The sequence below is a fragment of the candidate division KSB1 bacterium genome, from assembly GCA_016214895.1.
In the GTDB taxonomy this organism is placed as follows: domain Bacteria; phylum Electryoneota; class RPQS01; order RPQS01; family RPQS01; genus JACRMR01.
Map to the genome: position 1 here is coordinate 22,068 of JACRMR010000008.1, position 23,267 is coordinate 45,334.

Genomic DNA, 23,267 nt, shown 5'->3' on the forward strand with positions numbered 1-23,267 from the left:
TACATGACGATCGTGCGTGCACGGAATTCGTTGGCGTTGATTACGGTCATCGCGCTGATGGGACTGAGCCTGATGGCCGCGGCGGCCTTCGGTCAGGATCGAGTAAAGGTGCTGGGTATATCGGTGGAGGGCAATAGCACCACGGACGCGGGTTTGATTCGCGCGCATTCGGGCCTGTCGATTGGTCAGGAAGTTACCGGCGACGATATACAGGCGGCCATTCATCAGCTCTGGAAACTGAATTTGTTCAGTGATGTGCAGATTCTGGAGGAGCGTGAGATTGAAGCCGGCGTCTATTTCGTCGTCCGGGTGAAGGAATACCCGCGGCTGGAAAAGACCGACATCAAGGGCAACAAGAAGCTGAAAGGCGAGGATTTTAACAGCCTCATCCAGTTGTCGCCTGGTCAAGTCGTGCAGCCGAAAGATTTGGTGCGGTTGAAGAATCGGTTGCTCGCCAAGTATGCCGACAAAGGCTACCTGATGGCGAGTGTCGAGGTCAACAGCTATACGTCCGAGGCCACGGGCCGGCAGATCGTCAGCCTCAACATCGCGGAAGGTGCCAAGGTCAAGATTCAGAAAGTCAGTTTCGTCGGCAACGCGGCCGTGAGCAGCAAGACGTTGCGGGGCAAGCTGAAGGGCATCAAGCGCAAGACGCTGCTTCGCTCCGGTGAATTCAAGCCGGAAAAGGTTGATGAAGACAAGCGCTTGATCGAAGAGTTCTACCGGAGCCGGGGATTCCGTGACGCGGAGGTCGTCGGCGACTCGGTGATTTACAGCGAGAACCGACGCTGGCTGACCGTGGTCTTTCAGGTGAGCGAAGGGCAGCTCTACAAGTACGGGTTGTTTACCTGGGCGGGCAACAAGCTGTTCACCACGGAGGATTTGGGGTCCCGGCTGCGCGTGGCGAGCGGGGATCTGTACAACGGCACGAAGTTTCAGCAGAGTCTGGCGGACGTGGGCAACAAGTACTACGAGAAGGGCTATATCTACGCGAGCGTCACGCCGGCGGAGAAGGTGCGCGAGGGGAACCTCGTGGATGTCGGTCTGGAGGTTGTCGAAGGCGCGGAGTTCAAGGTGAACCGCGTGCACATCGAGGGCAACACGAAGACCAAGGAGAAGGTAATCCGGCGGGAGCTGGTATTGTTTCCCGGCGAGACGTTTGACGTGACGAAGTTGCAGCGGTCGATCCGGGAAGTGACGATTCTGAATTACTTCGCCAATGCGACTCCGGATGTTCAGCCCATCAGCGATAATCAGGTTGACTTGTATCTGAAGGTCGAGGAGAAATCGACGGATCAGGCGAACGCGTCGGCGGGCTACAGCCAGCGGGATGGGTTCATCGGTTCGGTCGGGTTTCAGATGAACAATCTGTTCGGCAGCGGGCAGCAGTTCGCGCTGGACTGGAATTTCGGCAAGATCTATCGTTCATTCTCGATCAGTTTCACGGAGCCGTGGTTCCGCAACACGAAGACGCTGGTGGGAGTCTCGTTTTTTGACACGCATCGCGGGGGCAGCTATTACGGTTTTGACGAGGATATCGTCGGCGGGACGATGCGCGTGGGGCGGCGTTTGCGCTGGCCGGACGACTATTTCCGGTTGGATTACATCTACCGTCTGGACCGCACGAAGTACTCGAATTTCACGGATGCCTTCCAGATCAGCAATCCGCGAGATCTGCAGGAAGACGTACCGCGGATCAGTTCGAGCTTGACGCAGATTGTTACGCGGGACAGCCGAAACGATCCGGAATTTCCGTCGTCCGGGTCCGTGAATACTTTGGAAACGGAGCTGACGGGCGGGCCGCTGCAAGGTGACGATCAGTATGCGAAGGCGCAGGTGACGAACACCTGGTATCTGCCGGTGGCGGGGTCCCTGACGTTGGCCTCGACGAATGAACTGGGTGCGCTGGACGGCTTGACGCGGGATCTTCACGACATCCCGTACTTCGATTATTTCTTCATGGGCGGCGCGGGCCTGTCACTGGGAACCGGATTGCGCGGCTACGACGAACGCGAAGTAGGTCCGCAATCGGGCGGCTACGCGGTTGGCGGGAAGACGATGTTCAAGCAATCGTTTGAGTTGCGATATCCGATTGTGCGGAATCCGACGATTTTCGTACTCTCGTTTGCGGAAGCCGGGAACGTCTGGCGCAGCTTCGAGGAGACGAATCCGACGGACTTGAAACGCTCGGTCGGGTTGGGGGTTCGGTTGTTCATGCCGTTCATCGGGATGATCGGATTGGACTACGGACTGGGGCTCGATTACACGGACGCGCGCGGGTTGCGATACACGGACTGGGTTCCGCATTTTCAATTTGGCCGCGGATTCTGATTCACCCAACATGGAGATACAGGCAGGAATATGAACGTTAAGCTCCGAACGATCGGCCTGGCGCTGGCGGTGGTATGCGCGATCGCGCAGGGTCCGGTGCAGGCGAAGGAACAGAAGATCGGCTATGTGGACTCGGATCGGATCCTCGAGGCCAGCGAAGATTTTCGCGCGGCCAAGCAGAAGTTGCAGGAGGAAGAGCGGCAGTATATCACGCAGGCGCAGGCGCTGGAGAAGATTGTCACGGACATGATGGAAGATCTGAAGAGTCAGAGCCTGTTGTTGTCCGACGAAGCGCGTCGCGACCGGGAAGGCCGGTTGCGGGGGAAGCAAGAAGAGCTGGATGCCTTCCGCAAGGAAACGTGGGGCGAGGGCGGGAAGCTCTACACGCGCAATCTTGAGCTGTCGAAGCCGGTGCTGGACCGGATCAACACGGCGATCGAAAAAGTCAGCCAGGCGGAGAACTACGACTTCGTGTTCGATGCCGTCAATGCGAATATCGTGTACGCTCAGCCCGAGTACGACCTGACCGACAAAGTGCTCGACGAGCTGAAGAAAGAGTAGTCCGTGACTCCGTCCTATACAACGGCGCAGATCGCCGCGCTGGTCGGCGGGACGGTGCGCGGGTCGGAAGCGACGGTGATCTCCGGGCTGGCGAAGATCGAGGACGCCGGTCCGCATGATCTGACGTTTCTCAACAACACGAAGTACCTGCGCTACCTGGAGGCGACGGAAGCCGGCGCCGTGCTGATTGCGCCGGGGATGGCGGACTGCGCCTGCACGCGCATCGAGGTCGCCGATCCCTATCACGCGTTTCAGCGGTTGCTGGAGCTGTTCTATCCCCAGCGGCAATGGGTGGCTGCGGGTGTTCATCCGAGCGCGGTGATTGACCCCACGGCGCGGCTGGAGGCGGATGTGCGCGTGGGCGCGCTCTGCTACGTCGGTCCGGGCACGGTGGTGGGCCGGGGCACCGTGCTCTATCCGCATGTGGTGATCGCCGCCGACGTGAACCTCGGGGTGGATTGCCGGATTCACTCGCGGGTGACCATTCGCGAAGGGGTTCAACTGGGCGACCGCGTGGTCGTGCAGGACGGCGCAGTGATTGGCAGTGACGGCTTTGGCTTCGCGCCCGGCGACAGCGGCTATCAGAAGATTCCGCAGTTGGGCCGCGTGGTGATCGGCGACGATGTCGAGATCGGCGCGAACACGACGATTGACCGCGCGACGCTGGGCGAGACCACGATTGGGAGCGGAACGAAGCTGGACAATTTGATTCAGGTTGCTCACAATGTTCGCATCGGCTCGCACACGGTGATCGCCGCGCAGACCGGTGTGTCCGGTTCGACGCGCATCGGCGACAATTGCCGAATCGGGGGGCAGGTTGGGCTGGTCGGCCACTTGCGCATCGGCGACGGCGTGGGCATTGCAGCGCAGTCCGGGGTTGCTTCGGATGTGGCCGATGGCGAGATCGTCGCCGGCAGTCCGTCGCGACCTCACGCATTATGGAAGCGGATTGAAGCCGCGGTCACGCGGATGCCCGAGTTGATCAGGCGCGTGCGCCGGCTGGAATCTACCTTGACCGACGAACAAACCAACGACCGTACTAAATCGTGAGCGAGCAACAGAGAACTATTTCGCGGGAGCGGTCGCTCACGGGGATTGGCCTGCACACAGGACACCCGGTGACACTTACGCTGAAGCCGGCGGGCATCGGTGAGGGGATTCGGTTTCGGCGGATTGATCTCGGACCCGACGCCGAGATTCCGGCGCTGGTCGATCATGTAGTGGAGATTGCACGAGCCACCGTGCTCGGGCGCGGCGACGCGCGCGTGCACACGGTTGAGCACGTGCTGGCGGCCGCCCTGGCCAGCGGGGTGGATAATCTCACCGTCGAGTTGACCGCGGACGAACCGCCGGCGATGGACGGCAGCGCACAGCCGTTCATGGAGCTGCTGCGCGACGCGGGCATTGTCGAGCAAGAGGCGCCGCGCGAGTACGTTGAGCTCGAGCAGACCCTGACCTATCACAGCGACCGCGACGGAATCGACATCGTGGTGGTGCCGTCCGCCGAGTTTCGCGCGACGTACATGATCGACTATGTCCACGCGTCGATCGGCAACCAGTACACCTCGATGTACACGCTGGAGGAGTTCGGCCGCGAATTTGCGTCGGCGCGGACCTTCTGCCTGCTGTCGGAAACGGAGGCCCTCAAGGCGCAGGGGCTGATTCTCGGCGGTTCACTGGAGAATGCCGTCGTGTTCGTGGACCGGGAGTATTCACAAGGAGATCTGGACCAGCTCAAGCGGATGTTTAGGCTGCCGGAAGGGACGAAGCTCGGGACGCGCACGCTGGATGACCGTCCACTGCGTTTTCCGAATGAGCCCGTGCGACACAAGGTCTTGGATCTCGTGGGCGATCTGGCCCTGGTCGGCGCGCCGATCAAGGGTCACGTACTGGCGGCCAAGGGCGGACATGCGTCGCATGTGGAAGTCGCGAAGCTGTTGCGGAAGATCCTGGAGTCCCAGCGCATCGCTCGCAAGTTCGGCGGCAAGACGGGCGCGGGCTACGTCTTCGACTCGGTTGCGATTCAGGCCTTGCTTCCGCATAAGTACCCGATGCTGCTGGTCGATCGCATTCTGGAGCTGACTCCGCTTGAGCGCGTGGTTGGGCTTAAGAATGTGACGCGCAATGAGCCGTTCTTCGACGGGCACTTTCCCGGGCATCCGGTGATGCCGGGGGTGTTGATTGTGGAGGCGATGGGGCAGACGGGCGGTGTGTTGCTGCTGAACTCGGTGGAGCACCCGGAGACCAAAGTGGTGTATTTTACGGGCCTGGACAACGTGAAGTTTCGCAAGACCGTGGTGCCGGGAGACCAGATCAAGTTCACGGTGACGATGTCGATGTTCAGGCGGAATCTCTGCAAGATGCGCGGTGAAGCGCATGTGGACGGAGTGCTGGCCGCGGAAGCGGATATGACGGCGCTCATTGTGGAAAAATAGACAGGCATATCCATGGCCAAAGTACATCCGACCGCAGTGGTATCGCCCCGGGCTGAATTGGCGGACGACGTGATTGTTGAGGCCTTCGCGGTGATTGATGACGACGTGAAGGTCGGCGCGGCGTGCCGGATTTCAAGTTCGGTGAGATTGCATTCCGGAGTCAGATTAGGTGAGCGCGTCCGGGTCTTTCACGGCGCGGCCTTAGGTGGGGAGCCGCAGGATCTGAAATACGCGGGGGAACGAACCGAGCTGTTTGTCGGCAACGACACAACCATCCGCGAGTTCTGTACCTTGAATCGCGGAACCACGGCGACCGGTCGTACGACGATCGGGAACCACTGCTTGCTGATGGCGTACACTCACGTGGCGCATGACTGCCTGATCGGGAACAACGTGGTCATGGCGAACGCGGTGAACCTCGCGGGTCATGTGGAGATCGAGGATTGGGCGATTCTGGGCGGCATGGTGCCTGTTCATCAGTTCGTGCGGATTGGCCGTCATTGCATGGTGGGCGGCGGATTGCGCGTGCCGAAAGATGTTCCGCCCTATATTTTGGCCGGGGGGCAGCCCTTGCGCTATTTTGGGTTGAACTCGGTGGGCCTGCGCCGCCGCGGCTTTTCACAGGAGACCCGCGGCGCGCTGAAGCATGCCTACCGCTTGCTCTTTCAATCCAAAATGAACACGAAGCAGGCGATCGAGAAGATGCGGGCGGAATGCGGCGACCGCGAGGAAGTGCGGATCGTGCTGGAATTTATCGAAAAATCAAAGCGCGGTCTGCTTCCGGGGAATCGTATTGCACTGGATGATGAGGTATGATGAACCGATCTTGAAATAGGATCGGAGTATCGACTTCTGCAAGGCAAGGTGGCTTTAGCGCCTTGACAAGCAACACAGACCACGGGCGGAAGCCCCGTTGCCTGATTCAACGGCTATTCCAAGATAGGTTCATGGAACTCGAAATACGACAGGATCCGGCGGAGTCGGGCTTGCGGTTGATGGAAATCGACCGGGAACTGATGGAGCAGTGCTCGCGCGGTGCGATCGGACCGTTGGTGCGATTCTACGAATGGGACTGCCCAACGCTTTCATTGGGCTATCATCAATCGTCGGATTCGATCGATGAGGAGCGCCGTGCGCGATGGCAAGTGCCGTGTGTGCGTCGTCCGACCGGCGGCGCGGCGGTATTGCACAGCGAGGAACTCACGTACGCGATTGTCGTGCGCGGAGACTCCCCCGGCTTCGGCGGACTCGTTCAGCAATATGTGAGTCAGGCCATTGCGGACGGCCTGCGGGCGCTCGGCGTGGATGCGCAGGTCGATGAGCGTGGCGAGCCAATGGCGGCGCTGCCGAATCGAACTTCATGCTTTGTCCGGACTTCCCGGTGGGAAGTGACCGCGCGGGGGCGGAAGATCGTGGGGAGCGCACAGCGCAAGTGGGAAGGCGCGATCTTGCAGCACGGGTCGATTCTTCTGGGCGACGATCACTTGCGGATTGTTGACTTACTGAGGGTTTCTGATGAGCGGATGCGCGCGGCGCTACGCGAGCGGCTGGCCGCGAAATCGACGTCGGCGGAGGCCGAATTGGGGCGTCCGATCAATCGGGACGACGTGCGGCTGGCCCTGACGGAGTCATTCCGTGTGACGTTCCGGAGCTTCTGTGTACCGCAGTTAAGTGGCGCTGAATCGTGAGTATCATTCAGCCGTGAAGTCGCTGTTGTTACAAGGCGCGACCGGTTCGATTGGTCGGAGCACCCTCGCGGTAGTGCGGGAGAAGAGCAAGCGATTTCGCATTGCCGGGATCGCGGCCGGCTCGGACTTACGGGGCTTGCTTGAGATTGCGGCGGAATTCCACGTCTCGTCAGTCGCGCTGCACGACGACGCACAGGCGGGTGAGCTGACCGCGGCGGCGAAACAACTGGGGATCGACCGGGTGTATGTCGGTCCGCGGGCGTTGCAAGAGCAAGTGGCCGCGGAATACTATGACCTGCTCGTGAACGCGGTCATGGGGGGAGCCGGGTTGCGTACGACCATGTCGGCGTTGGAGCGCGGCAAGTCGGTTGCACTGGCCAATAAAGAAGCTCTGGTCGCCGCCGGGCCGCTGCTGATGAAGACGGCTCGGGCGCACGGCGCAGCCATCCTGCCCGTGGATTCCGAGCACAGCGCGCTTTATCAATGTTTGCTTGGCGAGCGTGCCGATTCAGTGCGGCGGCTCTGGCTGACCTCGTCCGGCGGGCCGTTTTGGGGCATGCCGTGGGACTCGCTGGACGACGTTTCCGTCGAACGGGCGTTGGCTCATCCGACCTGGAAGATGGGACCGAAGATTACGATTGACTCGGCCACGCTGTTCAACAAGGGACTCGAAGTGATCGAGGCGGAACGGCTCTTCGGCGTGGACGCCTCGCGGATTCGCGTGCTCGTGCACCGGCAGTCGGTCGTGCATTCCATGGTCGAATTCGTGGACGGCAGCTTCAAGGCTCAGCTCAGCGTTCCGGATATGCGGTTACCGATCCTATTCGCGCTCACCTACCCGGAGCGGGCAACAAGCGATCTGGTGCGGACCGAGTTCGACCGGTCGTTTTCGCTGACGTTTGAACCGCTGACTAACGAGCTGTTTCCCTGCTTAGCGCTGGCCTATGCGGCGCTCGCGCAGGGTGGCACCGCGCCGGCGGCGTTATCGGCGGCCGATGAGATCGCCGTGCCGGCATTTCTGCGGGGCGAGATATCCTTCACAGCCATCGCGCGGGTTATCGAGCGCGTGTTGGCGCGCTGGACCCCGCGGCCGCTTGTTGATTTGGAGACGGTGGAGGATGCGGACAGAATGGCGCGTGAAATGGCGACAGAAGAGGTGCAACGAGTGCGGTCAAGAGCGAGTATGAAATGCTGCTGACGGTAGTATCCTTCCTGGTGGTGATCGGCGTGATTGTGACCTTGCATGAGTTCGGTCACTTTCTGGCCGCACGCCTGAGCGGCATGCGAGTGACGAAGTTCTCAATTGGGTTTCCGCCGAAGATTTGGTCCCGGAATTTCGGGCAGACCGAGTTCCAGGTTTGCTGGATTCCGTTGGGCGGCTTCGTGCATATCGCGGGCATGGTGGACGAGTCGCTGGACGATACGGTCACCGGTGCGCCGGATGAGTTCATGTCGAAAAACCCGCTGCAGAAGATCTTCACGCTCTCCGCGGGTGTGATGATGAACTACCTGACCGCCTTTGTGCTGATCGCGATTCTGACCGTGTCGGTCGGGGTTCCGGACCCGCAGGGGACGGCGGTCGGCGAAGTGATGGCGGGCATGCCGGCGCTGAAAGCCGGCGTCGTGAAGGACGACGTGATCGAAACCGTGGAGGGGCGCGCGGTCGGGAGTTGGGAAGACGTCGTGCAGGCGATCACCGCGGCCCGGGACACGGTCAACATCGGAATCCGGCGCGCGTCCGGCGAGCACGTCGAGTTCGCGATACCGACGCAGATCATCCCCGGCTCCGATCCGCCGCGCCACGTGGTCGGGATCGCGCCGAAGGTCGTATTCAGACCGGCCAGTCCCGGCGAAGCGATCTCGCAGGGTGGGCTGTTCTGTTGGCGGACCTCAGTCGGAATCGTGCGGTTTGTGGGCGATCTCTTCGGTGGCGCGTCAAGCGTGAAAGACCTGGCCGGGCCGCTGGGGGTCGCGAAGCTGTCGGGCGAGAGCGCGCGGGAGGGCGGCGATGCGTTTCTGTTCTTTATCGCGTACGTGAGTGTCTCGATCGGCTTCCTGAATATCCTGCCCTTTCCGGTGCTCGACGGAGGACATATCGTCTATGTCATCATTGAATCGATTATCCGGCGACCGATTCCGTCCAAGCTAAAGCTCTACATTCAGCAGGCGGGCATGGCCATGCTGCTCATGCTCGTGTTGTTTGTTTCGTATCAGGACTTATTGCGGATCTTTGCCAACTGACATGCGAGTTCGGATTATTGCAGCGCTGATTGCCGTGATGGTCGCGATGCTTGGCGCGCGCGCGGCGACGCCGGAGGAGACGCGCTCTAAGGCGATGGACTTCTACATTCGCGGCACGACGGCGGCGACGAATGAGGACTATTACCGGGCGATCTTCGACTTTCAAGAGGCCCTGCGGTTTGACTCGCTATCCGCGTTCATCCACGTGGCATTGGCGGAGTCGTATTTGGCGGTGGGAAGCATTGCGCAGGCGGAGGGCGCGCTGGACCGGGCCTTGGCCCTGGATCCGCGGAATGCTTCCGCGCTGGAAGTGCTCTCCGCGATCTATCGTGGCAGCGATCGCATGGCGCAGGCGCGCGAAGCGCTGGAAACGCTGGTCGAGCTCGATCCCGCGAGCCGGAACTATTTGCGGCAATTGCTGTCGGTGGAATTAACGCTCAAGCGGTACGACGACGCGGACCGGACGGCCGCGCGGATCGTTGGCATCGAAGGGCCGAGCGATCTCTTGCTGCGGCAGGTGACGGCAGTGTATCTGAACGAGCGGGAATACGCGCGCGCGGTACCGTACCTCCGGCAGCTTCAGGCGCTGGACACAACGGACGCCGGAATCGTTTACACGCTGGGCACGACGCTCCTGCAGCAGGGCGACACCGCTCAAGCGACGGCGCTGATCGATCGGTCGATTCGCCTGGCGCCTGATAATCCGCGGTTCTGGACGGGCCGTGCCGTAATGATGTTCGATCGCGGCGAGTACGAGCGCGCGCTGGCCCTGGTGGACAGCGGGCTGCCCATTACCGGGCCGGACGCGGGGCTTTACAACCTGCGCGGCACGGCGCTGAACCGGCTGGGGCGCAAGCTTGACGCGATCGTCGCGCTGAAGTTGGCCGTGGCGACGGACACGACCATGTCGGCTCCCTATGGTACGCTCGGGTTGATCTACGACACACTGGACAGCCTGTCGGAGGCGGAGTTTGCCTACCGTCGCGCGATCGAGCTATCGGACAGCGCCGCCGTGTATTTGAACAATCTGGCCTACACGTTCGCCGCGCGATTTATGCGGCTTGACGAGGCTCGTGTGCTCGCGGCGGAGGCATTACGTCGCGATCCGGACAACGCTTCCTACATGGATACGATGGGTTGGATCGAATTCGGGCAGGGTCATCACGACGAGGCGCTGCGGTGGCTAAAGGATGCGGCCAAGCGGACGCCGGGATCGGCTGAAGTGCTGGAGCACCTCGGCGATGTGTACGCGAAGCGCGGGCAGGAGTCGAAGGCGCGCGACTACTATGGTCGCGCCCTGCGTCTGGATCCACGAAACGAGCGCTTGCGTGCCAAAGCTACTCCGTAGCGCCGCATTGCTGGTGGGCGTGATGCTGCTGGCGAGTGGCTGCGCCGCGGGATACTATCAGCGGGTGTCCGGTGTGAATGACTGGACCCCGGCGCAGGTGCTGCACCGCACGCTGGACCGCTGGGTCGGCTGGCGCTCGATGTCGGCGCAGTTCAAGCTCAGAGTGCAAATGGGCGAGACCAAACTCGCGGCGCGGGGTCATCTGATCTACCTCATCGGTGAGCGCATTGAGTTTGGGTTTCGCAAGCCGTGGGACGAATTTATCGGGACGTTTTACGTGATTCCTGATCGCGCGGTGTACTGGGGGACGAGTCCGATTCCACGGGTTTACGGGTTATCCGAGCGGATCGACCTGTCCGAACTGCTGGGCTATCCGTTTCCGGATTGGGATCCGCGCGACTTTCTTCCGTTGGCGGTTAGCGGTCGCACGGGCGGCTTGCAGCCGGATAGTGTGTGGGAAACCGGCAGCGGTTACTTTGTGCGGGCTACGTCGGACAGCGTGGTGCATGAGCTGACGATGTCGCTCAAGCGGGGCATGGTGACGGCGGAAGTCGTGCGGCGCGCGGGGCGGGACCCGCTGTACAAGCGATACGACCGGCAGCGGACGTTGCAGGGGTGGCCGCTGCCGACACAGGTGGTTTGCACGGACAGTTTGCGCACATTCACATTAACCTGGGCGTTGACGGGAATCGACCTTGACGCGCAGGAGTACATGCTGGAGGATACGATTCAGACGTTTGGCGCACCGACGGGAGGGCGGCGATGAGTGAGGCAGAGCGCCTGGAGCTCAGCGTCGTCGTTCCGCTGTACAACGAGGACGAATCGCTGCGGGAGTTGCACGCGCAGCTTACGGCCGTGTGTTCCCGGCGGACGGGCGGTTATGAGATCATCTTCGTGGATGATGGGAGTCGGGATCACTCCCTGGACGTGCTGCGCGAACTCCGCGCCGGGGATCCTCATCTTCGGATCATCTCTTTCCGCCGCAATTTCGGGAAGTCGGCGGCACTGGCCACGGGCTTTCAAGCGGCAACGGGCAGGTACGTGATCACGATGGATTCGGACCTGCAGGATGACCCGGCCGAGATACCGGGATTAATCGCGAAGTTGGAGGAAGGCTGGGACCTGGTCTCCGGCTGGAAGAAAAAGCGCTATGACCCGCTCAGCAAGACAGTGCCGTCGAAGTTTTTCAACTATGTGACGAGCAAGCTGTCCGGGATTCGACTGCACGATTTCAACTGCGGACTGAAAGCGTATCGCAAGCCGGTCACGGAAGACATTCCGGTGTACGGGGAGTTGCACCGATTCTTGCCGGTGCTGGCACACAAGATGGGTTATCGCTGCACGGAGCAGCCGGTGCAGCATCGCGCGCGGAAATACGGGGTGACGAAGTTCGGGATGAGCCGCTTCGTCAACGGCTTCTTTGATCTATTGACCGTGCTGTTCATCTCCGGGTTCAACCGCGCACCGCTGCACCTGTTCGGGTCGCTGGGGATGATTTGCGCGCTGACGGGATTTGCGATCAACCTGTACCTGACCATCGGCTGGCTGGCGGGGCAGTGGATCGGCAACCGGCCGCTGTTGTTTCTCGGCGTGTTATTGATGGTGATCGGCGTGCAGTTCTTTTCCTTTGGCTTGATCGCGGAGATGATGGTGAACACCTCCGAGCGGGATCGTACGTACGCGATCAAGTACGATTCGGCGGCCGCCGACGCGCCCGGACCAGCGTCGGCGCGATAGGCGATCTCGGCCATGATGCGGCTGCCGCGGCTTGCCTATCAGCATGTGGGAACTTTCAAAGGGTTCCTCTTTCTCGCGGCGGTGATTCTGATTATTTCGGTACTGGCCTACACGCAGGTGCTGGTGTCGAAGCTGAAGGACTCGACGCGGCACGGACTGGAGCAGAAGATTCGGATGTACTCGGTGCTGGTGAACAGCGAGAGTCCGGATCTGATCGCGCTCGCGCTCGAGCAGATTCAGGCGGTCGATTTTCCGATCATTGTCACGGATTCGCGCGGCAGTCCGAAGCACTGGAAGAATATCGAGATTGACCCCAATGACACGACGGCGGAGGCGCGGTCACAGGCGCGTGACTTGGCGCGGACGATGGACGAGCAGGGGAATCCCGCGTTACCGATTCTGGTGTCGGGCAATCAAGTCGATTGGTTTCACTACGGCGATTCGGTCGTCATCCGGCAATTACGCTGGCTGCCGTGGGTCGAGATTCTCGTGGCGCTGCTCTTTGTGATCATCGGCTATGTCGGGTTCAGCAGTATTCGCCGGAGCGAAGAGCGCATGGTCTGGGTGGGTCTGGCCAAGGAGACCGCGCATCAACTGGGAACACCGTTAACGTCATTGATGGGCTGGACCGAGTTGTTGAAGGGCGGCGGTGACGTACAGCACGCGGTGGTCGAGATGGAACGGGACATGGTTCGGCTCGAGCGGGTCACCGCGCGGTTTTCGCAGATCGGCTCGGAGCCCGTCATGACGGCGACGCGTCTGCGCGACGTTGTGCAGGAGACGGTGAACTATTTCCAGTCGCGCCTGCCGCGCACGGATAAGCCGATCAGCCTTCAAATCGACTTTCCCTGCGATCCGGTGGTAAATTTGAACCGCGGGCTGTTCGGGTGGGTGCTCGAAAACTTGATCAAGAACAGTATCGATGCCTTGCGGCAGTCGGGTGGCGAGATTCAGGTGTCCTGCGAGCTGCACGGCGACACGGTGAATATCGATGTCGCGGACAACGGACCCGGGATTCAGGCGAAGCATCGCCGCTTGGTCTTTCGTCCGGGCTTTACGACGAAGACCCGCGGTTGGGGGCTGGGCCTCTCGTTGGCGCGCCGGATCGTCGAGGAGTATCACGGTGGCCGATTATTCATTAAGGAGACCTCGCACGGCCGGGGCACGGTAATGCGCATCTGTTTACGAGTAGGCCACGGTGACTCCTAACGCATCGCATTCAGGCCGCGTCGCACGCGGCTTTGTCGTATTGGGACTGGCCCTGGTGCTGTTGTTGGCTCTGGAAGTATTCTCGCGCGTGTTGTTGGAGGGATCGATTTCCGATGGCCCGCGGCAGTTGATTGAGGTGAGCATCCCGGAGGGCGCGACGGTCGAGCAGCTCTCCAAGGTCCTTCAGGCCCGCGGGCTCATCGATCATCCGCTCTTGTTTCGCTATGCGGTGCGGCTGATGGGCGCCGACACGAAGATCCAGGCGGGCAACATTGTGCTGGCATCGGGGCAATCGCTGGTCGAACTGATTCAGAACCTTTCGCGCGCGAAGTCGGTGGGAGTACCGGTGCTGATCCGCGAGGGCTTGACCAGCATGGAGATTGCCGGGATCATTCACGCGCGATTGGGAATTGACTCGACGGCGTTTCTGGCGGTGATTCGCGATACCGTGTTCGCTCGTGAAGTCGGCGTGGACGGTCCCTCGTTGGAAGGCTACCTCTATCCGGATACCTATCTGTTTGCCGCGAACGGTGATGTACGGCGCATGGTCCGTCGCATGGTGGCAAATTTTCGCTCGCACCTGCCGGTAGATGCGGATGCGCGGGCGGCCGCGCTGGGTCTGACTCTGCACGGGGCCTTGACACTCGCCAGTATCGTGGAGTGGGAGACGATGGTGCGGAGCGAGGCGCGGACCATCGCCTCGGTGTATCTGAATCGGCTGCGAAAAGGGATGCTCCTGCAGGCCGATCCCACGGTGTCTTATGCGTTGGGGAAGGGACCCTCGCGGCTCTTCTTCAGTGATTTGAAGGTGGACAGCCGATACAATACTTACAAGTACACGGGTCTGCCGCCGGGACCGATCAACAACCCGGGCCGGCTGGCGATCGAGGCGGCGCTCAGCCCGGAGTCCACATCGTACCTGTTTTTTGTCTCGCAGGGCGACGGCACCCACGCGTTTACGACGAATTTGACGGATCACCTGGCGGCGAAAGCTCAACTCGATCGGATTCGCCGTGACTATGACCGCGAGCAGCTCGCGAAGCCGGATAGCGTAGTCAAGGGATGAACTCCAGATTTCGGGAATTTCTCAAGACATTGAACGCGGAGCAGCGCGATGCGGTGGTGGCTCCGTCGGGACCGATTCTGGTGCTTGCCGGGGCGGGGTCGGGTAAGACGCGCGTGTTGACGGGACGGGTATTTTACCTGGTAGCCGAGCAGCGCGAGCATCCCGACTCCCTGCTGGTGATGACTTTCACGAACAAAGCGGCGCGCGAGCTTCAGGAGCGACTGCGCGGTTACTGGGGCGAATCCTCACGGCTGCCGTGGGCGGGGACCTTTCACTCGTTTTGCGCGCGGCTGTTGCGGCAGTACGGCGGTGAGATCGGCCTGGCGCCGGGTTTTACGATCTATGACACGGACGATAATGAAGCGATACTAACCGGATTGCTGAGCGAACGGCAGCTCGCGCGCGATGAGCTGAGCGCCGGTACGCTGCGGGGCTGGATTTCGCTCATCAAGAATGGCGGCAGGCTGTCGGGGAAGCACCCGGCGCACCGCTACGTGGATGACTTGCTCACGGCCTACAACGACCGGTTGCGGACGGCGCAGGCCGTGGACTTTGATGATTTGTTGCGGCTGCCGTTGGACTTGTTCGCCGCCTGTCCGCAGGTCTTGCAGCGGTTGCGCGATCGTTATCGGCACGTTCTGATCGACGAGTTCCAGGACACGAACTCGCATCAATTCGAGTTTTCGCGGATCCTGGCCGAGCCGCGGAATGATCTGTTCGTCGTGGGCGACGACGATCAGGCGATTTACGGCTGGCGCGGCGCGGATTCGAAACACATTCTCGAGTTTCAGGAGCGGTTTGCGGGCACGCAGGTTCACCGGCTCGAGCAGAACTATCGCTCGACGCAGGCGATCCTCGACATCGCGAACGACGTGATTGGCGGGAACCGAAAGCGGACGGACAAACGGCTGTGGACGGCGCAGAAGGGCGGGGAAAAGGTCGTGTTGCGGACGCTGTCCCGCGCCGTCGATGAGGCCAACGAAGTTGTCGGCGAGATCGTGCACCAGCGGCGGATGAACGGCTACACGTGGCGGGATTTCGCGATTCTCTTTCGGACCAATTCGTTATCGCGGCTGTTCGAGGAGGTGTTGGTCGCGCAGGCCGTGCCGTATGCCCTAGTGGGCGGCGTGCGGTTCTACGAGCGCAAGGAAATCAAGGACCTGTTGGCCTATCTGCGTGTGCTGGTCAATCCGGACGATGAACAGGCGTGGCGCCGCGTGCTGAAGACGCCGCCGCGCGGGATCGGCGAGGTCACAGTCGCCGCGGTTGAGGAGACGGCGAAGCAACTGCGCACGGGATTCGGCGCGGTTCTGCACGACGAGCAGCTTCTGAAACTGCTCGGCAAGACCGCGTTCGCGAAACTGAGTCCGGTGGCCGGGCGCATGCTCAAGCTGCGCGAGGAGATACGGGAACTGGTGATTGCGGATCAGGTTCGGACGGTGTTGGACAGCAGCGGACTGGTGGATCACTACAACGATCCGCGGGATCCTGCGAGCGAAGAGCGTATCGCCAACCTGCATCAATTGGTGGAGGCGGCGCGGGAGCGGCAGCGCGCAGTTTCGGAGATCACGCTGACCGATTTTCTGGCGGAAGCCGCGCTGGTGGCGGACGTGGACGCGTACGAGGAGCAGGCGGATCGTGTCACGCTGATGACGTTGCACTCGGCGAAGGGGCTGGAGTTTCCGGTGGTCTTCATCACGGGCGTCGAAGAGGGACTGCTGCCGCATCGCCGGAGCATGGATAGCCAGGCGGGGCTTGAAGAGGAACGGCGGTTGTTTTACGTTGGCGTGACGCGGGCGCGGGAGCGGTTGTATCTGACGTACTCACAGTCTCGTACGCTTTATGGCGGTCGCGATTTTCAGGAACCCTCGCGGTTCCTGCGCGACATTGAACCAACGCGCTTGCGCGGTTGGACGTTGCCGCCGCGCCGGCAATTCGAGGACTCGCTTGACTTGGGGGACGGCCACGCGCCGGCCAGCTCGCGGCACCGCGACGTTTTTCAGATGTCGCGCCCGGCATCGCCGTCCGTCAGCGCATCGCTGGTGCCGTACCGGATCGGCGATCTCGTCGAGCACGCGGATTTCGGTCTGGGAGTGGTGACGGCAAAGAGCGGCGACGCCGAGAATCTGAAAGTGCGAGTGGCGTTCGAGGGTATCGGCTCGAAGCTGCTGGCGGTGAAATACGCGCAACTGAAGAAGGTGGATTAGAGTGATTACGCTCGCCGAGATAGTCAGCATCGCGTTGGCCGAGGACCTGCCGACGGGGCATGACGTCACGTCGGAGTGGCTGGTATCCGCCGGCTTAATCGGCGAGGGGTACATCGTACCCAAGGCGGATGGGATCATCAGCGGCTGCGGAGCGGTCGCTGAAGTCTTCAAGCAGGTCGATTCGGAGCTCGCATTGCACTGGCTCCGGCGAGACGGGGAGCGGGCTGAAGCCGGGCAACGAATCGTCGATCTCAGGGGAAATGCGCGGTCCATTCTCAAGGCCGAGCGCACGGCGCTGAACTTCCTCTGCCATTTGAGCGGTGTGGCCACGGTAACGCGCAGCTTTGCAACTGCCGCGGCCGAGTTTGGCTCGCAGGTCTTGGCGACTCGCAAGACGACGCCCGGACTGCGCGAGCTTGAGTTGCAGGCGGTCAGACACGGCGGCGGCGACGTCTATCGGACGAATCTCTCGGATGCGGTACTGGCCAAGGACAATCATCTGGTTTGCGTCGGTGGGTTACGGGGCATCGGCGCGGAGCTTGAGCAGTTGCGGGCGGCTCGCGCGGCGGAGGCGGAGTTGACGTTGCGCGATGGCAAGTTGGAAGTAACGAGTCTCGAAGATCTTGACGTGGCCGTGGCCCTGGGTTGGAAGCAGATTTTACTGGACAATTTCACGCCGGATGAAGTCGCACAAGCCGTGCGCGCCCATGGCGACTCGGTGTCGCTCGAAGCCTCCGGCGGGATTCATTCCGGCAATCTGCGGGAGTATGCGAAGACGGGAGTACATTATCTGTCCATTGGCGCGCTGACGCATTCGGTGCCGGCCCTGGACTTTTCCTTGGAGGTTGAATGGAAAGCGGCGTAAAGGCGAAGTTGCTGGTCGCGGACGACGAGAAGAACTTGCGCGAACTGTACCGGATGGAGCTGGAGGAGGAAGGCTACGAAGTCGAGACGGCGGCGAATGGGATGGAGGTGCTGAGCCGGATCGAGGAGCGCGAGTTTGACATTATCATCCTCGACATTCAGATGCCGGGGTTGTCGGGAATCGACTTATTGCAGAAGATTATGGCGCACGACAAGCGACAGGCGGTCATTCTCAACACGGCGTTTCCGTCTTATCGGGACAATTTCATGACCTGGCCGGCCGAGGCGTATGTGGTGAAGAGTTCGGATACCGCCGAATTGAAGCAGGCGGTGAAGAAAGTGCTGGACAAGAAGTCGTGAGTAAGCCCTTCAGACGCGTGTTGACGCTGATCATGGCCGGCGGGCGTGGCGAGCGCCTGTTTCCGTTGACGCGGGAAGTGGCCAAGCCGGCGGTGACGTTCGGGGGGATCTACAAGATCATCGATTTCACGCTCTCGAATTGTTTCAACACGGGGATTCGGCAGATCTATCTGTTGACGCAATATTCAAACGTGACGATGAACCGGCACGTGCGGTTGGGCTGGAATCCGGTCTTCCGGTTGGAACTTGATGAGTTCATCGAAGCGCTTCCGCCGCAGCACATCGGGACGGAAAACTGGTATCACGGGACGGCGGATTCGATTTATCAGAACATCAATCTGCTGGAGCGTCACAAGCCGGACTATGTTCTGATTCTCTCGGGCGATCACGTTTACAAGATGGATTACGGGAAGATGCTGGACTACCACATCGACAAGCAGGCCGAGATGACGGTCGCGGTGGTGCCGCTGGATCGGCTGAGCGCGCGCGAGATGGGAGTGATTGGGGTGGACGACGAGTTTCGCGTTCGCGAGTTTGTGGAGAAGCCGGCGGATCCGCCGGCGATGCCCGGGCATCCGGATCAATCGTTGGCCTCGATGGGCGTGTACGTATTTACGACGACCAAGTTAGTGCGCGAGCTCATCCGGGATTCGAAGGACAGCAATTCGCGGCATGATTTCGGCCGCAACATCATTCCCAATCTGGTGGCGAACCATGAGCCGATATTCGCGTATCCGTTCCGCGACGGGGACAGCGGCAGCCCGGCCTACTGGCGCGACATCGGAACGTTGGATTCGTTCTACACGACGAACCTTGATTTGGTCACGGCGAACCCGGCGATCGATCTCTACGATCGCCGGTGGCCGATTCGCACCTACACACCGCAGACCCCGCCGGCGCGCATCGTCGATTCGACCATTGATCGGGGTCGGGAAGGGGTCGTCGTCGATTCACTGGTCAGTTCGGGGAGCGTAATATCGGGCGCGCGCGTGGTGCGTTCGGTGCTATCGCCGGAGGTGAAAGTGCACACGGGGGCGGAGGTCAGCGATTCGATCTTGATGGAAGGCGTGGACATCGGGCGGCACGCGGTGGTCCGCCGCGCGATCATTTGTACGGGCGTGCGCGTTCCGGAGCACGCGCGGATCGGCGTGGACGAGAACGAGGATCGAGCGCGATTCATCGTCACGGAGGGGCGGGTGACGGTGGTTCCGGAGGGCTACGTGTGGTGAGGGCGGCGGGTCGGCTGCCGATTCTGTTTCTCTGGCATCACCATCAGCCGTACTACCGGATGCCGGATGCGGAGCTGCCGCGCTTACCGTGGGTGAGGCTGCACTCGGTACGCGGGTATGCGGACATGTTGGCGGCGGTCCGCGCGTCGAGCGCACGGATGACGTTCAATTTCACGCCGATACTTTTGGAGCAGCTGGAGTTCGCCGCGCAGCACCGACCCGCCGATGAGTTCGAGCGGGTTTCGTGTCTCTCGCCGGCGGACATGTCAGAGGCGGAGCGGCGGTTTGTGCTGCGGCATTTCTTTTCGATCCACTGGCCGCATCGGATCCGAAACCACGGGCGGTACGCGGAATTGCTCGCGCGGCGCGGCGAGCACGGCACGGAGGATCAGCTGCGGAGCGCCATGGAGGAGTATGCGACGCACGACTATCTCGATCTGATGGCGCTATTCAACTTGAATTGGATCGGATTCAGCGGCGACAATGATGGGCAAATCCGCGAGTTGCGATCGAAGCAACGGGGCTACGACGCACAGGATATTGCCGCGATTCTATCGTATCATCATCGTGTTTTGGACCTGGTTATCGCGGGTTATCGCGAGCAGATGGCGGGGGGGCAAATCGAGATTTCGACATCGCCGTACGCACATCCGATCCTTCCGCTCCTGTGCGACAGTGATATTGCCGGGATTGACATTCCGCGCCACCGCTTGCCGAAGCCGGGGTTTGGGTATCCGGAGGATGCGAAGCGGCAGTTGCGGCGCGGCGCGGAGACGTATCGCCGCGTCTGGGGAGCGGATCCGCGCGGGTTGTGGCCTTCGGAAGGCTCGGTCAGCGATGCGGCATTGGAATTGGCGCGGTCATACGGCTTTGCGTGGGCGGCCACGGACGATGGAATTCTGAGTCGGAGCGAAGTCACGCGGCAGGCGGGGCGAGCCGCGCATACATCCTACGAGTGGCAAGGCGAACACGGGACGCTCCGGCTGTATTTTCGCGATCACGGCTTGTCGGATGCCATCGGGTTTCGTTATGCGCCGATGCCCGCTGCGCAGGCGGTGGGGGAGTTCATCGGCAGCCTGCTGAACATTGAACGGGACACGCGGCACGATCCGCATCGGTGTGTGTGTGTTGCCCTCGACGGCGAGAATCCGTGGGAGAGCTTTGCGGACGGCGGACGGGAGTTCATGACGACGCTTTTCAATCAGATTCAGGATCATGAACGCCTGACCACGATGTTGATCGGGGCTCACGCGGAGCAGGCCGCAGGCGGGCAGGTGCGAACGGTGCATCCCGGTTCCTGGATCGACTCGAATTTTCGGATCTGGATCGGTGATTCTCAGAAAAACGCAGCCTGGAGCGAACTGCTGCGTGTGCGGCGCATGTTGGACGAGCTGACGCTTGATGAGCGGGTCGGCGCGGAATGCCAGGACTGGCTGTTACGCGCGGAGGGTTCGGACTGGCTGTGGTGGTTCGGTGAGCCGTTTTCGTCACTGTATGACGCGGATTTCGATGAGCTATTTCGCGCATTCTTGAAGCAGATCTATGTGCTGGCGGGAGTAAAGGCGCCGTCGAGTCTCGACGCCGCCATCAAGCGTCCGGCGCGAGTGGAACGCCGGTTCCAGCCGGTTTTTGAGATTGAGCCGACGATTGACGGAAAGGTGACGTCGTTCTATGAATGGGTGGGGGCCTGCCACATCCCCGCAGCGCAGTACGGCTCGGTGATGGGTCGATCTGAAGGCGCGATTCGCGACATCTACTATGGGTTTGACGGCCGGCGGGTATTCATCCGGATCGATCCGCATCCGGGCGTCGTCCGAAACCTGTCCGGCGAGTTGATCGTGCGGGTCGTTGCCGACCGGGAGGCGGAGCTTGTCGTTCCGTTTTCGGAGCCGGCCTGCGAGCGACGGGAAGACGGCATTGAGATTTGCGCCGGCGAAGTGTATGAGCTGGCGTTGGACTATGCATGCGTGGCGTTGGAGCGGGGCGGGGACTGCCAGATTATGATTGAAGTGTTGGACGGCGGTACGGTCATCGAGCGGCATCCGCCGGCAGGCGGTTTTCGGTTCGTGCTGCCAACGATCGAGGCGGTGGCATCGAACTGGTTGATATGATGCGGTAGCGTCGATTCTTGATCCGCAAATTTGAGAAGGAGCGAGCAGATGCCGGAGTTGAGGCTGGATCCGATACAACGAAGCTGGGTGATCATTTCGAGTGAACGCGCGCGGCGGCCTTCTGAGTTTCAGGTGGTGGTGACGGAGAGTGCCCCGGAATTCTGCCCGCTGTGCCCGGGGAATGAAGACAAGACGCCCGGGGAAGTCCTGGCGATTCGCGACGGTTATGGCGCTCCGAATTCGCCGGGCTGGTCGGTGCGGGTGGTCCCCAACAAATTTCCGGCGTTGCGGATTGAGGGCAATCTCGAACGTCACGCCCGCGGCATGTACGACGCGATGAACGGTGTGGGCGCGCACGAGATCGTGATCGAGACGCCGGACCACCGGCAGCAGACCGGCGACCAGCCGGTCAGTCATTTGGCGCGGGTGCTGCGCGCCTATCGCGATCGCGTGCGGGATCTGATGCAGGATCATCGCTTCATGTATGTCGTGGTGTTTCGCAATTACGGCGAAAGCGCGGGAGCGACGTTAACGCATCCGCACTCACAGATCATGGCGATGCCGATCCTTCCGCAGGTAATCGAGACTGAACTCAAATCGGCGCGAGAGCATTTTGTTCACAAGGAGCGCTGCCTGTTCTGCGACATTCTCCGGCACGAGATCGAGTTGGATGTGCGGATCGTGCAGAAGAATGACGAGTTCGTCGCACTGTGTCCCTATGCGAGTCGCTCGCCGTTTGAGCTGTTTATCGCGCCGACCCGTCATGAACATGACTACTCGCAACTGGATGACATCAGGATTGACCGCTTGGCGGAACTGCTGCGGGACACGGTGAACCGGTTGCGATCCGCGCTCAACAATCCGCCGTACAATTTTGTCTTACATACCAGTCCGAATCTGGCGGCGATTTCGCCGTCGCTGGGAGATGAGCGGATGATCAGGGCGTGTTATCACTGGCACCTCGAGCTCATTCCACGGCTGACGAAGCCGGCAGGGTTTGAGTGGGGGACGGGGTTTCATATTAATCCGACACCACCGGAGCAGGCGGCGGAATATTTGAGGAGGCTGGTGGTCGGGTGATCGATGAACGCTGATAGATGATCTATGAGGCAGAAACCATGAACGGTGGAGACCGAGTGTAGCGCCGCACAGCGTGCGCGATCTCCATATCTCGCCGACCGGGGTTGAGGTTGCAAATGTGCGCGGGGTGGGGAGATGCACGATATTTGACGGAACGAACTTGGCTCTGAGATGATGAAGGCAGGGGCCTGACTTAGAGGATGGCGCGCAAGAACATTATCTGCCCGAAGGAACTGGTTTACTCTTTGAGAATCAGAAACTTGCACGGTTTTTGTCGGGGTAGATTGCATCGCGTGGCATGGCCGATAGATGAACGGTGATAGATGATAGATGAGGAGTTGGGAGTTGATCCTGACCCACTTGGACGCTCATAATATACGAAACTTTGGTCAAAAAGTCAATAGCCGTGGCTTAAAATGTACAAGTGCTTGTACGTCCTGATGTTGGGGCGGCGGTGGCTGCTGGCGCCAGAGATGGGGCACATGGAGACACCCACGTGAGTGGGATCGTGCCGCCAAGCGCTGATCTTCCGCCGTCCATCTTCTCGTGGCCAACGAGGGGCAATGGGAGGAGCCGTTTGCGTTTGAGGTGAATGCAGGAGGCACGACCTACTTCGTCACGGAGGCGGGGCTGACGATTGACATTCGAGAAAAATGAAAATCGAAATGCCGGCTTCCGAGTTCGATTAGATGTTTGTTAAGTGCGTATGTCATTGTTCATGGAGACGATTGCAGTGCTTCCTGGTTAGAGGACGACTTTTGGTCTTGTCGGGTGGCTATAGTCGTTGTTCTGAGCGGGGC

At 60.9% G+C, this 23,267-nt stretch carries 19 protein-coding genes; all 19 read left to right on the forward strand.

Features of this window, described 5'->3' with window-relative positions; all coding sequences use genetic code 11:
- Positions 1-3 precede the first annotated feature (3 nt).
- The 19 genes from bamA to galT all read left to right on the forward strand — a co-directional run bounded on the left by bamA (position 4) and on the right by galT (position 22,467).
- Positions 4-2,331: an outer membrane protein assembly factor BamA gene (bamA, locus tag HZB60_04760; protein ID MBI5059078.1), complete on the forward strand. Its 2,328-nt coding sequence runs from the start codon at positions 4-6 to the stop codon at positions 2,329-2,331.
- A 30-nt stretch (positions 2,332-2,361) separates the two neighbouring features.
- A complete protein-coding gene (locus tag HZB60_04765; protein ID MBI5059079.1) occupies positions 2,362-2,892 on the forward strand; it encodes an OmpH family outer membrane protein in 531 nt (176 codons plus the stop codon).
- A gap of 3 nt (positions 2,893-2,895) precedes the next feature.
- A complete protein-coding gene (gene lpxD / locus HZB60_04770) occupies positions 2,896-3,942 on the forward strand; it encodes a UDP-3-O-(3-hydroxymyristoyl)glucosamine N-acyltransferase (protein ID MBI5059080.1) in 1,047 nt (348 codons plus the stop codon).
- Complete coding sequence (locus HZB60_04775) at positions 3,939-5,327, forward strand: bifunctional UDP-3-O-[3-hydroxymyristoyl] N-acetylglucosamine deacetylase/3-hydroxyacyl-ACP dehydratase (protein ID MBI5059081.1); 1,389 nt, start codon at positions 3,939-3,941, stop codon at positions 5,325-5,327. Before lpxD ends, HZB60_04775 begins: the two co-directional genes overlap by 4 nt.
- A 12-nt stretch (positions 5,328-5,339) precedes the next feature.
- Positions 5,340-6,143, forward strand: a complete 804-nt coding sequence (gene lpxA / locus HZB60_04780; protein MBI5059082.1) for an acyl-ACP--UDP-N-acetylglucosamine O-acyltransferase — start codon at positions 5,340-5,342, stop codon at positions 6,141-6,143.
- 131 nt (positions 6,144-6,274) lie between these two features.
- Complete coding sequence (locus tag HZB60_04785; protein ID MBI5059083.1) at positions 6,275-7,015, forward strand: lipoate--protein ligase family protein; 741 nt, start codon at positions 6,275-6,277, stop codon at positions 7,013-7,015.
- Between the two features lie 13 nt (positions 7,016-7,028).
- The gene (locus tag HZB60_04790) at positions 7,029-8,213 is read left to right on the forward strand and encodes a 1-deoxy-D-xylulose-5-phosphate reductoisomerase (GenBank protein MBI5059084.1); all 1,185 of its coding nucleotides are present in this window, start codon (positions 7,029-7,031) and stop codon (positions 8,211-8,213) included.
- Entirely contained in the window at positions 8,204-9,256 is a 1,053-nt protein-coding gene (locus HZB60_04795; GenBank protein MBI5059085.1) for a site-2 protease family protein, read from the forward strand. The genes HZB60_04790 and HZB60_04795 overlap by 10 nt, the downstream gene beginning before the upstream one ends.
- Before the next feature lies 1 nt (position 9,257).
- Positions 9,258-10,604, forward strand: coding sequence for a tetratricopeptide repeat protein (locus HZB60_04800; protein ID MBI5059086.1), 1,347 nt, complete (start codon positions 9,258-9,260; stop codon positions 10,602-10,604).
- Positions 10,585-11,370 (forward strand): hypothetical protein, encoded by a 786-nt coding sequence (locus HZB60_04805; GenBank protein MBI5059087.1) that lies wholly within the window; start codon positions 10,585-10,587, stop codon positions 11,368-11,370. Before HZB60_04800 ends, HZB60_04805 begins: the two co-directional genes overlap by 20 nt.
- Entirely contained in the window at positions 11,367-12,341 is a 975-nt protein-coding gene (locus HZB60_04810; GenBank protein MBI5059088.1) for a glycosyltransferase, read from the forward strand. The genes HZB60_04805 and HZB60_04810 overlap by 4 nt, the downstream gene beginning before the upstream one ends.
- A gap of 12 nt (positions 12,342-12,353) precedes the next feature.
- Positions 12,354-13,550 carry a HAMP domain-containing histidine kinase gene (locus tag HZB60_04815; GenBank protein MBI5059089.1) on the forward strand — a complete coding sequence of 399 codons (1,197 nt, stop codon included), beginning with the start codon at positions 12,354-12,356 and terminating at the stop codon, positions 13,548-13,550.
- A complete protein-coding gene (gene mltG, locus HZB60_04820; protein ID MBI5059090.1) occupies positions 13,540-14,616 on the forward strand; it encodes an endolytic transglycosylase MltG in 1,077 nt (358 codons plus the stop codon). The genes HZB60_04815 and mltG overlap by 11 nt, the downstream gene beginning before the upstream one ends.
- Entirely contained in the window at positions 14,613-16,823 is a 2,211-nt protein-coding gene (locus tag HZB60_04825; protein ID MBI5059091.1) for a UvrD-helicase domain-containing protein, read from the forward strand. Before mltG ends, HZB60_04825 begins: the two co-directional genes overlap by 4 nt.
- The gene (nadC, locus tag HZB60_04830; protein ID MBI5059092.1) at positions 16,819-17,688 is read left to right on the forward strand and encodes a carboxylating nicotinate-nucleotide diphosphorylase; all 870 of its coding nucleotides are present in this window, start codon (positions 16,819-16,821) and stop codon (positions 17,686-17,688) included. Before HZB60_04825 ends, nadC begins: the two co-directional genes overlap by 5 nt.
- Positions 17,673-18,047: a response regulator gene (locus tag HZB60_04835; protein MBI5059093.1), complete on the forward strand. Its 375-nt coding sequence runs from the start codon at positions 17,673-17,675 to the stop codon at positions 18,045-18,047. Before nadC ends, HZB60_04835 begins: the two co-directional genes overlap by 16 nt.
- A gap of 32 nt (positions 18,048-18,079) precedes the next feature.
- Positions 18,080-19,276, forward strand: coding sequence for a glucose-1-phosphate adenylyltransferase (glgC, locus tag HZB60_04840; GenBank protein MBI5059094.1), 1,197 nt, complete (start codon positions 18,080-18,082; stop codon positions 19,274-19,276).
- Positions 19,270-21,387, forward strand: a complete 2,118-nt coding sequence (locus HZB60_04845) for a hypothetical protein (protein ID MBI5059095.1) — start codon at positions 19,270-19,272, stop codon at positions 21,385-21,387. Before glgC ends, HZB60_04845 begins: the two co-directional genes overlap by 7 nt.
- A gap of 48 nt (positions 21,388-21,435) precedes the next feature.
- The gene (gene galT / locus HZB60_04850) at positions 21,436-22,467 is read left to right on the forward strand and encodes a galactose-1-phosphate uridylyltransferase (GenBank protein ID MBI5059096.1); all 1,032 of its coding nucleotides are present in this window, start codon (positions 21,436-21,438) and stop codon (positions 22,465-22,467) included.
- Positions 22,468-23,267: the final 800 nt, after the last annotated feature.

Excerpts from the sequence above, each read along its gene's own strand:
- glgC (MBI5059094.1), top strand. The coding sequence starts at position 18,080 with ATGGCCGGCGGGCGTGGCGAGCGCCTGTTTCCGTTGACGCGGGAAGTG.
- HZB60_04810 (MBI5059088.1), top strand. The coding sequence starts at position 11,367 with ATGAGTGAGGCAGAGCGCCTGGAGCTCAGCGTCGTCGTTCCGCTGTAC.
- galT (MBI5059096.1), top strand. The coding sequence starts at position 21,436 with ATGCCGGAGTTGAGGCTGGATCCGATACAACGAAGCTGGGTGATCATT.
- HZB60_04765 (MBI5059079.1), top strand. The coding sequence starts at position 2,362 with ATGAACGTTAAGCTCCGAACGATCGGCCTGGCGCTGGCGGTGGTATGC.
- lpxA (MBI5059082.1), top strand. The coding sequence starts at position 5,340 with ATGGCCAAAGTACATCCGACCGCAGTGGTATCGCCCCGGGCTGAATTG.
- HZB60_04795 (MBI5059085.1), top strand. The coding sequence starts at position 8,204 with ATGCTGCTGACGGTAGTATCCTTCCTGGTGGTGATCGGCGTGATTGTG.
- HZB60_04800 (MBI5059086.1), top strand. The coding sequence starts at position 9,258 with ATGCGAGTTCGGATTATTGCAGCGCTGATTGCCGTGATGGTCGCGATG.
- HZB60_04835 (MBI5059093.1), top strand. The coding sequence starts at position 17,673 with ATGGAAAGCGGCGTAAAGGCGAAGTTGCTGGTCGCGGACGACGAGAAG.
- bamA (MBI5059078.1), top strand. The coding sequence starts at position 4 with ATGACGATCGTGCGTGCACGGAATTCGTTGGCGTTGATTACGGTCATC.
- HZB60_04815 (MBI5059089.1), top strand. The coding sequence starts at position 12,354 with ATGATGCGGCTGCCGCGGCTTGCCTATCAGCATGTGGGAACTTTCAAA.
- HZB60_04825 (MBI5059091.1), top strand. The coding sequence starts at position 14,613 with ATGAACTCCAGATTTCGGGAATTTCTCAAGACATTGAACGCGGAGCAG.
- HZB60_04785 (MBI5059083.1), top strand. The coding sequence starts at position 6,275 with ATGGAACTCGAAATACGACAGGATCCGGCGGAGTCGGGCTTGCGGTTG.